12 protein-coding genes are annotated in these 13,073 nt (G+C 65.5%); 3 read left to right on the top strand and 9 right to left on the bottom strand.

All coding sequences use genetic code 11. From position 1 onward, the window contains the following. Positions 1-7: 7 nt before the first annotated feature. From C8348_RS00225 to C8348_RS00195, 7 genes are all read right to left on the bottom strand, one after another. The gene (locus C8348_RS00225; protein ID WP_106751257.1) at positions 8-673 is read right to left on the bottom strand and encodes an amino acid ABC transporter permease; all 666 of its coding nucleotides are present in this window, start codon (positions 671-673) and stop codon (positions 8-10) included. A gap of 190 nt (positions 674-863) precedes the next feature. Then, positions 864-1,781 (bottom strand): 4-hydroxy-tetrahydrodipicolinate synthase, encoded by a 918-nt coding sequence (gene dapA / locus C8348_RS00220; protein WP_106751256.1) that lies wholly within the window; start codon positions 1,779-1,781, stop codon positions 864-866. A gap of 20 nt (positions 1,782-1,801) precedes the next feature. Next, positions 1,802-2,545 carry a 4-hydroxy-tetrahydrodipicolinate reductase gene (locus C8348_RS00215; protein WP_106751255.1) on the bottom strand — a complete coding sequence of 248 codons (744 nt, stop codon included), beginning with the start codon at positions 2,543-2,545 and terminating at the stop codon, positions 1,802-1,804. Positions 2,546-2,556: 11 nt separating this feature from the next. Continuing rightward, a complete protein-coding gene (locus tag C8348_RS00210; protein WP_106751254.1) occupies positions 2,557-3,954 on the bottom strand; it encodes an aldehyde dehydrogenase family protein in 1,398 nt (465 codons plus the stop codon). Then, positions 3,951-5,363, bottom strand: a complete 1,413-nt coding sequence (locus C8348_RS00205; protein WP_106751253.1) for an FAD-dependent oxidoreductase — start codon at positions 5,361-5,363, stop codon at positions 3,951-3,953. Before C8348_RS00205 ends, C8348_RS00210 begins: the two co-directional genes overlap by 4 nt. Next, complete coding sequence (locus C8348_RS00200; protein ID WP_106751252.1) at positions 5,356-5,610, bottom strand: 2Fe-2S iron-sulfur cluster-binding protein; 255 nt, start codon at positions 5,608-5,610, stop codon at positions 5,356-5,358. The genes C8348_RS00205 and C8348_RS00200 overlap by 8 nt, the downstream gene beginning before the upstream one ends. Then, positions 5,607-6,803, bottom strand: a complete 1,197-nt coding sequence (locus tag C8348_RS00195; protein WP_198646866.1) for an NAD(P)/FAD-dependent oxidoreductase — start codon at positions 6,801-6,803, stop codon at positions 5,607-5,609. Before C8348_RS00195 ends, C8348_RS00200 begins: the two co-directional genes overlap by 4 nt. Before the next feature lie 172 nt (positions 6,804-6,975). Here C8348_RS00195 and C8348_RS00190 point away from each other — a divergent pair, with 172 nt between their 5' ends. The 3 genes from C8348_RS00190 (at position 6,976) to C8348_RS00180 (ending at position 10,827) form a co-directional block, all read left to right on the top strand. After that, on the top strand, positions 6,976-7,896 hold the full coding sequence (locus tag C8348_RS00190; RefSeq protein ID WP_106751250.1) for a LysR family transcriptional regulator: 921 nt from the start codon (positions 6,976-6,978) through the stop codon (positions 7,894-7,896). 137 nt (positions 7,897-8,033) lie between these two features. Beyond that, positions 8,034-8,858, top strand: a complete 825-nt coding sequence (locus tag C8348_RS00185) for a transporter substrate-binding domain-containing protein (RefSeq protein WP_106751249.1) — start codon at positions 8,034-8,036, stop codon at positions 8,856-8,858. A gap of 238 nt (positions 8,859-9,096) precedes the next feature. Further along, positions 9,097-10,827 (top strand): ABC transporter ATP-binding protein, encoded by a 1,731-nt coding sequence (locus C8348_RS00180; protein WP_106751248.1) that lies wholly within the window; start codon positions 9,097-9,099, stop codon positions 10,825-10,827. A gap of 33 nt (positions 10,828-10,860) precedes the next feature. Here C8348_RS00180 and C8348_RS00175 read toward each other — a convergent pair whose 3' ends face one another. Together C8348_RS00175 and C8348_RS00170 are read right to left on the bottom strand one after the other, a co-directional pair. Continuing rightward, positions 10,861-12,357 (bottom strand): aldo/keto reductase, encoded by a 1,497-nt coding sequence (locus C8348_RS00175; RefSeq protein WP_106751247.1) that lies wholly within the window; start codon positions 12,355-12,357, stop codon positions 10,861-10,863. A gap of 44 nt (positions 12,358-12,401) precedes the next feature. Further along, on the bottom strand, positions 12,402-13,055 hold the full coding sequence (locus C8348_RS00170) for a GntR family transcriptional regulator (RefSeq protein WP_106751246.1): 654 nt from the start codon (positions 13,053-13,055) through the stop codon (positions 12,402-12,404). Positions 13,056-13,073 lie beyond the last annotated feature (18 nt).

The following is a 13,073-nucleotide window of genomic DNA, read 5'->3' as shown; positions in this document are numbered from 1 at the left end:
GATCTCCTCAATCACTGACCCGCAGGCGCTTTTCCACCCAGTCGGCGATCTGCGTCATGGGAAGCAGCAGGGCGATGTAGAGCACGGCCATGAAGGTGTAGGATTCCAGCGGCCGGTAGGTCTGGCCGTTGACCACGGCCGCCATGTAGGCGAGGTCCGCGACCGAGATGACCGAGACCAGAGATGTGTTCTTGAACTGGATCACCGACTGGTTGATGAAGGACGGCAGCATCCGCTTCAACGCCTGCGGCAGGATGATGCGATGCATGGCCTGCCAGGAACTCATCCCGATGGCAGCTGCGGCCTCGCGTTGTCCCTTGTCGATAGAGACGATCCCGCCCCGGAAGATCTCGGCGTAGAAGGCGCCGACATAGAGCGACAGGGTGAGCAGCGCCGCGACGCGGTTGTCGATGGACGCGCCGATCAGCAGCGGGAAGGCGTAGTAGAACCACAGCAACTGCACCAGAAGCGGGGTGCAGCGGAAAATCTCCTGATAGACCCTGGCGATGAAGCTCAGGATCCGCCATCCGGATAGCCGCATGGCGCAGGTCAGGAAGCCGATCAGGATGCCAAGCACGATTGACCCGACGGTGTAGACGACGCTGATCCAGAGCCCCCACATGAACAGGTCGCGGTATTGCCAGACCGAGTGAAAATCCCAAGTGTATGTCACGAGGTGCCTCCCCGCGCCTGGTGACCTCTGGCCACTGTCATTGTTCGCATTGCTGTTCCCCTGGATTCTGGCTCACGCGTCAGGCACGTGAGGGATCCTTGATATTGGCCCGGCCGCAGCGGGCACGGACGGGCAGTCTGACTGTTTCATGCCGTCTCGCTCTGCTGCAATGCAAAGCAAGGACGGGGCCTTAGCGCATTTCTTGGAAGGCTGCGGCCGCATGGGTGAAGCGGCCGAGGATCGCTGCAATCTTCTGGCGGCTGGCGTCGCTGACCGGCACCATCGGCAGGCGAAGTTCCGGTCCAGCCAGGTTGGACAAGGCAAGCGCTGCCTTCACCGGGCCCGGATTGGACTCAATGAACATGCCATCCGTGAGTTCGGCAATGAGTTCGTGCAGCTCAAGCGCCCGGGCTGTGTCGCCGGCTTCCCAGGCCCTGACCAGCTGGACCATCTCGCGGGGGGCAACATTGGATACCACCGACGTGACGCCGATAGCTCCAACAGACAGGAAAGGCAGGGTCAGTCCGTCGTCGCCGGAGTGGATGATGAGCCGGTCGCCGCAGGCCTGGCGGATCTGGGTGACGCGGGTGGCCGTGCCGCCAGCTTCCTTGATGGCGACGATGTTGGAATGGCGTTCCGCAAGAGTGGCGCATGTTTCCGGCGCTATTTCGACCCCGCAGCGCCCCGGCACGGAGTAGAGCACGACAGGGAGCCTTGTCGCCTCGGCCACCGCGCTGTAATGCGCGACCAGTCCGGCCTGGGTCGGCTTGTTGTAGTAGGGGGTGACGACGAGGACGGCGTCAGCGCCGGCGTCTTCGGCGCGCTGGACCTTCTCGATGGTCTTGCGCGTGTCATTGGCCCCGGCGCCAGCAAGGACCATGGCGCGCCCTGCCGCGAGCTTCACGGTGCGGGCGATGAGATCCTCGGCCTCTTCCTCCGACAGGGTTGCCGCCTCCCCGGTTGTGCCTACTGGGACGAGGCCGGAAACGCCCGCTTCCAGCTGGCGTTCGACAAGCTCGGCAAAGGCGACATGATCAACGGCGCCATCGCGGAACGGGGTGATGAGGGCTGTGAAGACGCCGCGGAAATGGCTGGTCAGATCGGTCATCGGAAAGGTCTCCGGAGTGGTCAGACGGTCTTTGTGTCTGCGAGGGAATAGCGGCCATGGGCCGGGCGACGGGTGTGCAGCCAATCGGCCGCCGCCAGTGCGCCTTCGGCGTAGGCAGCTAGCGTGTGGACACGGTAGGACATCAGGAGCTCAGCCGACCCGAGATCGAAGCGAACCTCGTTGATCCCGACGGTATCGCCTTCGCGTTCCACATGGATCTCCGGGGTCGGGGCTGCAAAGCCCATCACCGCCGAGCGGGCATCGCGGACCGTGCTTGCAAGCCAGCGGGATGTGCCGGAGGGATCAACCTTCTTGCGGGCGTGATAGACCTCGCCGACGCTGGCTTCGCCGCCCGGCATCAAACGCGCGAAATGTTCCGCCGCCTGCCGGAAGGCCTCGAAACCGAGGGCGAAGTTCGCGCTCACCACCATCGGACGATGGGCCGCAAAACCGGTCAGGGCCGCATCTTCTTCAGCTGTGAAGCCGGTCGTGCCGATCACCATCGGCATGGGCTTCAGGCCGACCTGCTGCTGGAGGGCGAGCGAGGCGGCTGGCGAGGAGAAGTCGATCAATAGGTCGCAATGGCTGTTCATCGCCGCTTCGGCTGGCCGATACTCGATGCTGCCGCCGGCGACCGGCGTGCCGACGAGCACTGAGCGCGGTGAGACGAGGGCAGCAGCGAGTTCCAGGCCGGGATTGGCGAGGACCAGTTCCACGAGCCGGGTGCCGACGCGGCCGGACGCCCCCATGATGGCAATGCGCATGGTGGTCTCCTTCAGTCGATAACGACCTTTGGCTCGCTCATTTCGCGCAAGGTGATGCGCACGCCCTCGCGACCGAGGCCGCTGCGCTTGACGCCGCCAAAGGGCACGTGTTCGGCCCGGAAGTCGGGGCCTTCGTTGATCATGACGCCGCCGACGATGAGCTCGCGCGAGAACAGCTTCACCATGGCGTGGTCGTTGGTGAACACGCCGGCCTGCAGGCCGTAGGCGCCTGCGTTGACTTCCGCGATGGCGGCCTGCGCATCGGTGAAGGTGCGGATGGCAATGACCGGACCAAAGGTCTCGTCGGCAATGACCGGGGCGTCTGCCGCCACATTGGCAAGGACCGTCGGGGCGACCAGTGTACCCTCACGTGTGCCGCCAGCCAGCAGGCTGGCACCGCCGGCAATCGTCGCCAGGATCCGGTCCTGAACGAGGCGGGCACCGGGCTCATCAATGACCGGCCCCATATCGGTTGCCAAGTCTCGCGGATCGCCGGTCGTGACCGCCGCAACGGCTGCAAGAAGCCGTTCGGTGAACTCGGCCGCGATGGAGTGATGCAGGTACAGCTTCTTCACCGCAGCGCAGCTCTGGCCGGCGATCTCGAAACGATGGCCGATGGCCGTGGCGACGGCGCGTTCGAGATCGGCATCTGCAAGGACGAACAGCGGATCATTTCCGCCCAGCTCCATGAGGCAACGGACAAGTCCGCTGGCGTTCTTCAGGGCGAGACCGGCAGCGGGGCCGCCCGTAAAGGAGAGCAGGTCGATGGGCGCGCGGGCGAGGGTCAGCGCAGCGTCTGCACCGCCATGCACGACCTGGAAGAGGTCGCGCGGCCAGCCAGCGCGGACGGCCAGCTCGCAGAGCCGGGCTGCAGCGAGCGGGGCCTTGGGGGAGGGCTTGGCAACGACGGCATTGCCTGCGGCGATGGCGGGGCCAAGCTTGTGGCACAGCAGATTGAGCGGGTAGTTGAACGGGGTGATCGCTCCGATGACGCCGACCGGCTGATAGGTCACGGTGGCCAGGCGGTCGACGCCGCCTTCCACAATGGCGCAGTGCAAGGCCTCGCCATCAAGGAACGTGGCTGCGTCGCCGGAGAGCTTCAGGGTGTTCTCGGCCCGGCGCACCTCATTGCGCGCCTCGCAGATGGTCTTTCCCATCTCGGCGCAGATGAGGGTGGCGAGTGCATCGGCGTCGGTGGCAATTTCTGCTGCCAGGGCATTCAAAAGAGCCCGTCGCCGGGCCGGCGTGGAGTGGCGGAACTCGGCTTGTGCCTTGCGGGCGCGGGTTAGCGCTGCGACGATCTCCGACGACGTGCTTTCTGCCACGCGACCGGCCTCGACGCCGTCGAACGGATTGCGGACGACGATTTCGTCGTGTCGCAAGACGGCTGCAGTGCTGAGCTGGGTCATCTGATGTCCTTGTCGTCTTTGGTGGAGGAGCCCGGCTGCGGCGCATCGGCGACGGCGGCGGCGAGGGCGGCAATGGAAACGGGGCGCAAGGGCCAGCGCTGGCCCGTGAGGGCGGAGACAGGTACCTGATCCGCGCTGTGCGAGAGTTCGCCAAGGAGCCTTGCGGCGTTGCTGGCACAGAAGCGGCCCTGACAGGCGCCCATGGCGAAGCGGCCATTGAGCTTCAGTTCGCGCGCCGACAGGCCTGGTGACTCGGCCACCAGTTTCTTCAGGTCCGCGAGAGTGCGTCCTTCGCAGCGGCAGATCACGGTGTCATCGGGCAGTTGCGTTGCCAGCTCTTGTCCCCGGCGCGGTGCAAAGGCACGGGCGATGTGATGCTGGGCAGAGCGATGCCGGGCGAGCGTTGCTTCGGCCGCAATGACCTCTCCTCCGGTGAGAAGATGAGCAGCGAGATTGCGTCCCGTGGCCTCGCCTCCAGCGACGGCGGCAGCGGCACCAAGGGCCTCGCGGCAATCGCCGACCCGGATGACCAGAGGATTGCCTGCAGAAGATTTGACGCCGCCCCGTGCTTCGGCCGGGAGACCGAAGTTGTTGGGTGCCAGCCCGTCGTGCAGGCTGACATGGTCGGCTGCAAGGCTTGCGAGGTGCCCCTTGTGATCGCGCCAGGTCACGATCAGGGCCTGGTCGCAGGGATCGATCCGCTCGAACTGTGCTCCGCGATGCCAAGGCACGCGGGCAAGAGCAATCGTCGCGAGATACGAAGCAGCTTCACTGACAAGCGAGGGGTGGGCCAGCAGGGCGAGGCTCGCGCCGGGCCGGCGGATCGGATCCCCTGCCTCCAGAACCGCAAGCGGCGGGCGGCCAAGGCGGATGAGCTGGGCGGCCAGCGCAAGGAGCAAAGGCCCCGAGCCGGCGAGGACAACACGGCCCTGCGGCGCGCGGCCCGTTTCCTTCATCAGGACCTGCAGGCCACCGGCTGTCGTGACGCCGGGCAGGGTCCAGCCCGGGCGGGGCAGAACGGCTTCGACAGCGCCAGTCGCCAGGACCAGCGCACGTGGGCGGAACGGCAGGACGCGCGAGGTCTGCCGGTCCTCCACGATGGCCAACCCATCCGCGTCGAGGCCGGCGAACAGGGCGCCGTAGACACAGTGAATTCGGGCTACCTGTGCAGCAAAGTCCTTGAACAGCCTTGCCTTCAGACGTTCGGGGCCAGCTGCGAGTGCGAGCGGAGCGACCCCGTTGACCGGCTGACGAAAGATCGCGCCGCCAAGGCGGGGACGTTGTTCCACCAATGTAACGACAAGGCCTGCGCGGGCGCATTCGATGGCGACCGACATTCCGGCCGGGCCGCCGCCGATGATCAGAACATCCGGTGTCAGGTTTAATGTGTCCGGCGTGATGTCAGGCATGGTCAAGCTCCAGCGGCGTGACCGAAAGGCCGGGACGGGCCAAAGTCAGGCAGGCCTCGATGGGGCGGCCGTCGACGTTGACAAGACAGCACTGGCACGCGCCGACGCCGCAGAAATACCGGGACGGGGCGCCGGCCTGATCTCGCCCGTAGGAAACGACGCCTGCGGCAGACAGGGCTGCAGCGATGGTCTCTCCCGGGCGGAAGGGCACATCTTGCGACATCCAGCGGAAGGTTGCAGGGGTCATGCAGCATCTCCGCTGGACTGAAACCGGTTCGGGGCAAAAGGCGCCAGATCCAGGCCTGGTTCCTTGTCCAGCAGAAGACGGGCGACGGCGCGGCCCATCACCGGACCGAGGCAGATGCCATCCCCCTCGAAGCCGGTGGCGACAACGGCATTGCTGAGGCCGGGAAGCCGGCCAACCAGTGGCAGGCCGTCCCGCACGGCGGCGCGGGCTCCGGCGAAACTGCGCAAGAGCCGCAGGCGGGCAAGGTCGGGGACCAGCGCAACCGCATCGGCGAGGATACGGGAGACGGCGGAGAGATCCGTTTCCTGCTTGTTGCCGTGATCCTCGCGGGTGCCGCCAATAAGGAACTGGCCGGTGCGCAGGGGATCGATCACAAGGCCGAAACCGCGTGCCGGACCTGCCGGAGCGGGGGCTGCGCTTGCCGTCTTCTGGCTACCCTTTGACAGGAGATACCGGCCCGACATGATCGAGCCTGGCATGGCGGCGTTGAGAGCCGGATCACGCTCGGTAATGAGAAGCTGTCCCTTGCGTGGTGTCAGTACATCTGCAAGGCCAAGCAGGGCGGAGCTGCCATTGCCGGTCGCCAGCACCACCGCATCCGCGCCGAGGAAGCCCGCGGGGGTCTCGACCCCGGCAAGACGTGTTCCCGACCGATCCGGGACGAGGCGGGTGACAGGCGTCGACCGGTGGACTGTTGCCCCCGATGCGGCGATGAGCCGGTGGACCACCTGATAGCCGATGGCATGGCCTTCGCCTTGCACTTCAATGATCAGGCTGGCGGCCCTGGACAGGGCCGGGAAACGCCTGGGGATGTCGTCGCCTGCAATGGCGGTGATGACGACGCCGGCATCGGCAAGCGCGGTGGCGTGGGTCTCCAGCACCTTCTGCTCGTCCTCGCTCGCCGCGACGATGAAGGTCGAGCGGCGGTGGAACAGGCCGGACAGCGGTCCGCTTTCCTCAAGCTCGCGATACAGCGCAATGCCCGAAAGCGCGGCGGTCATCAGCGGGCCGGGGCGCTTGGAAGCAACTGATACGGCCCCGTCCGCAGCACCCGAGGCCTCTGCCGCCGGAGCGCTGGCGTCCAGCAGATGGACCTGCGCGCCGGCCTGGCCGAGGAAATAGGCGCAGGCACTGCCGACGATGCCGGCGCCGGCGACGATCACGGTCATGCGGGAGGAAGGCGTAGCAGCCACGGTCGACCCGGCCCCTTCGATTGCAGGTGATGGCCCTTGCGGGCTGGAATGGGGGGAGTGTGGCGGGGCGGGGCCGGAACCGTCGATACAAGATGACGGCCTTGCTTGCTGCGAATTTTTGTATCGGCTAAGCAAGCCTTGCGCCTTATGGCGGTGCGGCAGGGAGACACGCATGGCCAAGATCAGCCTCACGCTCATCCAGACCTTCTATCAGGTCGCCCGGCATGGCTCGTTCTCCGGAGCGGCGCGCGAGCTGAACCTCAGCTATCAGTCTGCGGCCAACCACGTACGCCGGCTGGAACAGATCCTCAATGGCAAGCTGATCGATTCCGAACAAGGTGCCAAACGGATCGCACTGACGCCGCGCGGCCGGGCGCTCTACAGCCTGCTGCATCCCGAACTCGACATCATGCTCGAGCGGCTGACCAAGCTGATCGAAAACCAGCGGTCAGCGCTGCGGGTCGGCATGCCCCAGGCGATCTTCTTCTATCTGTTTCCGAAGGTGCTGACGCGGTTCCGGGAAGAGTTTCCGGACATGGAATTCGCGGTCTATGAGCGTGACACGGTGCTCGCCGAACTGGTCAAGAACGGGAGCCTGGATGTTTGCATTTCGGAGCGGTTCTTCGGCGATCCTGTGGTGCCGCAACGGCTTCTGGGCAGCTACCGGCTGAGCCTTGTCTATCCACGCTCATGGGGTGCCGCGCCTGCGCCTGCGGATGTGCCCTTGTGGGCGCAGGGGCGCCCCTTCATCACCTATGAGCCTGGCCAGACGCTGCGCAATCTCGCGGTCGATTTCCTCGGGCGCAACGGCGCCACGGTCCTGCCGTCGATTTCCACCTCGGGCAGTTCGTCGGTCAAGCGCTGCGTCGAGGAGGGGCTCGGCTTTTCCATCATTCCGTCCTGGTGCGTGTCGCCTGAGGACGTGGTGATCAGCAGTCTGCGGCTGGAGAACCTGCCTGAAGTCCGGGTCTACTTCGGCACGGCCGGCTTCCTGCAGAAGCACCCGATGGTGCAGCGTCTCTACGAAGACTGCCAGCGCGAACTGGTGGGCCCGGTACTGGATCCGCCGCGTGGCGGCGACAGCAACATATAAAAAACGCCATAAGAGCATCGGCGTCTCTAGCATTGTTCCGCCTAGCACGGGCTCTAGGCTTGAGGGCGGCCAAGAGAGGCCGGCAGCATGGCCGGTCCGCCAGCTATCCCAGGGGAACAAGGGAGGTCATCAGACCCATGAATTTCTTCGCCAAACTCTGCGGCGTTGCCGCCATGGCCCTGTCAATCGGCGCAAGCGCCGCCAGTGCGGGCACGATCGAGGACATCCGCGCGCGCGGCGTCCTGCGCATTCCGGCCATCCTCAACGAGGTACCGTATTTCAACAAGGATCCGCGGACCGGGGAATGGCAGGGCTTCGTCATCGACATGGCCTCGGACATCGCCAAGACGCTGGATGTGAAGCTGGAAATCGTTGAATCCAGCTGGGCCAATGCGATCCTCGACGTTCAGAGCGGCAAGGTCGACATGGCCTTCGCCGTGACTGCGACGCCGGTTCGCGCCATGTCGGTCTCCTTCTCCGATCCGACCTACTACAACAGCTTCATCATCGTCTCGGCCAAGGATGAGCTGACAGGCAAGACCTGGGGCGAACTCAACGATCCCAAGTACACATTTGCCGTCGACATGGGATCGGCCCAGGATCTCATCACGCAGCAATACCTGCCGAAAGCCAACATCCTGCGCTTCAAGACCCGCGATGAAGCCATCATTGCGGTGACAACGGGCAAGGCCGATGGTCTCGTCAACACGATGCTGAACGGTCTCGTCATTTCCAAGAAGGCGCCGAACATCGGTGCCGTGAAAGTGCCGACGCCGGTCTTGTCCACGCCTTCGGTGGTTGCCCTCAACTATGGTGCCGACGAGACCTTCAAGAGCTTCGTTTCGGCTTGGGCGGAATACAACCGCCGCATCGGCAACAACCAGACCTGGATCGTCAAGAGCCTCGAGCCCTTTGGCATCACGCTGACGGACATGCCGGTCGGCTTCGGCTTCGGCGGCTGATCTCAGGCACGATCTCCCGGCTGATGACAGAAAACTCCCGCGCCGCCGCGCGGGGGTTTTTGCGTGCGGAACGGCGCAGGATGACCGGGAGGCCCGGTTGCAAGAGGTCGAACTCAGCTGTGTCGACAGGGTTACAGCGCGCGGCAAACAGGCATTCTCAGGGGACAGCGACCTTTCGACCGACCGCGAAAGGCGCTACGCAGGGTTGCTCCTGCCTCGTTCCCCGCCGGACGGTCCCATGCTTTCCAGATTTTTTGCCTATTACGCTCCCTATCGGGGGCTGTTTCTTCTCGACTTTGGCTGTGCCGTTGTTGCGGGTCTGCTGGAACTGGCGTTCCCGATTGCGGTGACGATGTTTGTCGACCAGCTGCTGCCGCAGCAGAGCGTCTCGCTGATCCTTCTGGCCGGGGCGGGGCTGTTTGTCATGTATCTCGTGACCGGCGGCCTCAATGCGGTGGTGGTCTATTGGGGGCACATGCTCGGGATCAACATCGAGACCGACATGCGGCGCAAGGCCTTCGAGCACCTGCAGAAACTGTCGTTCCGCTTCTATGACAACCACAAGACCGGCCATCTGATCGCGCGGATCACCAAGGATCTGGAAGAGATCGGCGAGGTGGCGCATCACGGGCCGGAGGATCTGTTCATCGCGGTGATGACCTTCCTCGGTGCCTTTGCGCTGATGCTCTGGGTGAATGTGCATCTGGCGCTGATGACCGGGCTCATCGTGCCGCTGGTGATGTGGGTGACGAGCCGCTACGGCGGGCAGATGACGCAGAACTGGCGCCGCATCTATGGCCGAATCGGCGACTTCAACGTGCGCATCGAGGAGAATGTCGGAGGCATGCGCACGGTGCAGGCCTTTGCCAACGAGGCGCATGAAAAGCGCCTGTTCGAGGCGGACAACCAGAAGTACCGCACCACCAAGCTCGATGCCTACAAGATCATGGCCGCCTCCACGACGCTCAGCTACATGAGCATGCGCATCGTGCAGCTTCTCGTCATGCTGGCGGGCAGCTATTTGGTGCTGCGCGGCGAGCTGACCTATGGCGGCTTCGTCGGCTTCCTGCTGCTGGTCAACGTGTTCTTCCGGCCGATCGAGAAGATCAATTCGGTGATCGAGACCTATCCGAAGGGCATCGCTGGCTTCCGCCGCTATCTCGACCTGATCGGCACCGCTCCGGACATCACCGATGCCCCGACGGCCCGGGTAGCCCCTCCTTTGAAGGGTGACATCCGCTTCGAGGATGTCTCGTTCGGCTATTCCGGTGCCCATTCCGGCGAAAGGCCCGTGCTGAGCCATGTGAACCTGGAGATCCGTGCCGGACAGACCATCGCCTTTGTCGGGCCGTCGGGTGCTGGCAAGACGACGCTGTTGTCCTTGCTGCCGCGCTTTTACGAGCCGACACAGGGAGCCATTCTTGTCGATGGCACGGACATCCGCGACTACACCATGACGTCCCTGCGCAGCCAGATTGGCATCGTGCAGCAGGACGTGTTCCTGTTCGGTGGCTCGATCCGCGAGAACATCGCCTATGGGCGGCTGGGGGCGAGCGAGCACGAGATCTGGGACGCGGCCCGGCGGGCGCATCTGGCCGACCTCATCACCTCGATGCCGGACGGGCTCGATACCATCATCGGCGAGCGCGGGGTGAAGCTCTCCGGCGGGCAAAAGCAGCGCCTGTCGATCGCTCGGATCTTCCTCAAGAACCCGCCGATCCTGATCCTGGACGAGGCGACCTCGGCGCTGGACAGCCAGACGGAACGGGAGATCCAGCGGTCCCTCGCCAGCCTGTCGCATGGGCGCACGACGCTGGTGATCGCCCACCGGCTCGCCACCATCCGCAACGCCGACCGCATCGTCGTGGTGGCCGAGGGCGGCATCGCCGAGAGCGGCACCCATGCCGAGCTGGTGGCACGCGGCGGCCTCTATGCCGACCTGCACGCGGCCCAGACGCTAGACGCGTGAGGCGTCCGGCGTCCTTTTCGGGATCGAGCGGACTTACGGCCGGATGATCGCCTCGGCCTCGATTTCCACCTTGTAGTCGCCGATCAGGCGGGCGACGGCGAGGAGGGTGTTGGCGGGCTTGATCTCGCCGAAGACGCGGCCATGGGCCCGCGACACCGGCAAGGCATCCTCCGGGTCAGTGAGATAGACGCGGGTGCGGACCACGTCCTCGGCGCTGGCGCCGAGCGCGGTCAGGGCCGACTGGATCTTGTCGAGGATATAGGTGGTCTGGGCGGCGGCATCCTGCGGGGCGACGGGGCGGCTGGCGCCGGCCGTGGCCGTGGTGCCGGAGACGAGGATGCGGTCGCCGATGCGCTGGGCGCGGCAATAGCCGGCGATGTCCTCCCACTCCGAGCCGGTCAGCACGCGCAGGCCGCCGGGGCGGTGCGGCGTCAGTTCGGTGGTGCTGGCGCGCGGCATCTCGCTGAGGTGATGGCTGAGATCCCCCGAGGCGGTGAGGAAGGGGGGCTTGCGGTATTCATCGCCGCAGTCGCCCGGCACGGGCTGTGTCGCGGCAAAGGCCGCATCGAGACGAGCGTGGTCCTCCGCGTCCAGCCTGAAGCCGAAGAGCTTGAGATTGTCGGCGGTGTGCATGGCCTCGCCGAGGCGTGCGCCGATGATGACGCCGGCGACTGCCGTCTGCTCGAGGACCCAGCGGGTGGCGACGTTGGAAATCGAGACGCCGTGCTTCGTGGCGATGGCGCCGGCAGCCGCAAGGATGCCCTGGAAGGCAGTCCAGCCACCGATGGTGTCGATGAAGCGCTTGTACTTCATCTTGCTCCAGTCCTCGATGTCGTGCGGCTCCGGCTGGCCGAGCCAGCGGCCGGACAGGAAGCCGCCGCAGAGCGTGCCATAGGCCAGAAGATGCACGCCGTGGGCGCTGCAGACCTCGGCCAGCTGGCCCGCCGCGCGCCGGTCCACCAGCGAGAAGGAGACCTGGTTGGTGGCGAGCGGAATGCCGTCGGCCAGTGCCAGATGCAGGTGGGCGGCATCGAAATTGGTGACGCCGATCTCGCGGATCAGTCCCTCGGCCCGCAGGCGCGTCAGCTCGTGCAGGGCGTCGAGCCAGCCCGGATGCTCGAAGCTCCACCAATGGAACTGCAGCAGGTCGATGCAGTCGGTGCCGAGGCGCGCCAGCCGCTCCTCGACGCCCGCGCGCACCACGTCGGCGGTCATCGGGCCGGGTTCGGGGCACCATTTGGTGAAGGCAAGCGGCCGGTCGGCGCTGCCGTTTGCAAAGCGCGACAGCAGGCGGCCGGTGATCAGCTCGGAGGTGCCGTAATGGTCGGCCATGTCGAAGGTGGTGAAGCCGTCGCGGACATAGGCCTCCAGCCAGTCCGCGCCAAGATCAGGGTCGATCGGGCCGGACTTGCGTTCGATGTCGGCCACCTGCCACAGGCCCGTGAGGGCGCGGCTGATCTCCAGCCCCGGAGCCAGCGGGAAACGGTCGGGACGAGCGGGCGTGAGCGGCGAAGCCGGGTGACGGGTCATGAACGGTCTCTTGTGTCGATGTCGATAACGGCGAAAGGAAACGGTCAGGCTGTCGGCACCAGCACGCGGAAGCTGCGCTCGATGTCATTGGCAAGCGCGGCATGGGCGGCGGCCCGGTCGCCCGCCTTCAGGGCGGCGATGATCTCCTGGTGGTGCTTGTGCTCCGGCATGCGCAAGGCTTCCTCATGCTTGATGATGAGGTTGAGATAGGCGCCGTACTGCAGCCAGAGCGCTTCGACGAGCGGCAGCAGCACCTCGGACTCGCTGGCGCGGTAGAGCGTGAAGTGGAAGTCGTAATTCTGCTGCAAGTCGGGGCCGGTGATCCCGGGGTCCGAGTGCGTGGTCAGGACCGCCTCCATCGCCGCGATGATCTCCGGCGTCATGCGGTCCATGGCGAGATCGAGCACGAGAGCCTCGAGCGCCAGCCGCGCCTGCTTCAGATCCTGCATGCGGCGTGCATCAAAGGCGGGCACCTGCAGAGTGCGGCTTGGCGTGTCGATGAGCGCGCCCTCGGCCACGAGACGGCGGACGGCCTCGCGCACCGGGGTCATCGAGGTGCCGAGCTGTTCGGCCAGATCACGCAGGCTGACCGTGTCGCCGGGGGCGAACTCGCCGCGTGTAAAGGCGTCGCGCAGCGCGAAATAGACGTTCTCCCTGAGTTTTGACTGGTCGATCCTCGCGATGCGCGGTGCGCTCATGTGCTGCTCCCCGAATGT

This window comes from Pannonibacter carbonis, from assembly GCF_003012935.1.
Lineage (GTDB): Bacteria > Pseudomonadota > Alphaproteobacteria > Rhizobiales > Stappiaceae > Pannonibacter > Pannonibacter carbonis.
Note: the sequence above shows the minus strand (reverse complement) of the source record. Positions and strands in the feature narration are given on the sequence as shown.

Coding starts and splice junctions, on each gene's coding strand:
- dapA (WP_106751256.1), bottom strand. CDS start 1,781: ATGACCGATCTGACCAGCCATTTCCGCGGCGTCTTCACAGCCCTCATC.
- C8348_RS00215 (WP_106751255.1), bottom strand. CDS start 2,545: ATGCGCATTGCCATCATGGGGGCGTCCGGCCGCGTCGGCACCCGGCTC.
- C8348_RS00210 (WP_106751254.1), bottom strand. CDS start 3,954: ATGACCCAGCTCAGCACTGCAGCCGTCTTGCGACACGACGAAATCGTC.
- C8348_RS00205 (WP_106751253.1), bottom strand. CDS start 5,363: ATGCCTGACATCACGCCGGACACATTAAACCTGACACCGGATGTTCTG.
- C8348_RS00200 (WP_106751252.1), bottom strand. CDS start 5,610: ATGACCCCTGCAACCTTCCGCTGGATGTCGCAAGATGTGCCCTTCCGC.
- C8348_RS00190 (WP_106751250.1), top strand. CDS start 6,976: ATGGCCAAGATCAGCCTCACGCTCATCCAGACCTTCTATCAGGTCGCC.
- C8348_RS00185 (WP_106751249.1), top strand. CDS start 8,034: ATGAATTTCTTCGCCAAACTCTGCGGCGTTGCCGCCATGGCCCTGTCA.
- C8348_RS00180 (WP_106751248.1), top strand. CDS start 9,097: ATGCTTTCCAGATTTTTTGCCTATTACGCTCCCTATCGGGGGCTGTTT.
- C8348_RS00175 (WP_106751247.1), bottom strand. CDS start 12,357: ATGACCCGTCACCCGGCTTCGCCGCTCACGCCCGCTCGTCCCGACCGT.
- C8348_RS00170 (WP_106751246.1), bottom strand. CDS start 13,055: ATGAGCGCACCGCGCATCGCGAGGATCGACCAGTCAAAACTCAGGGAG.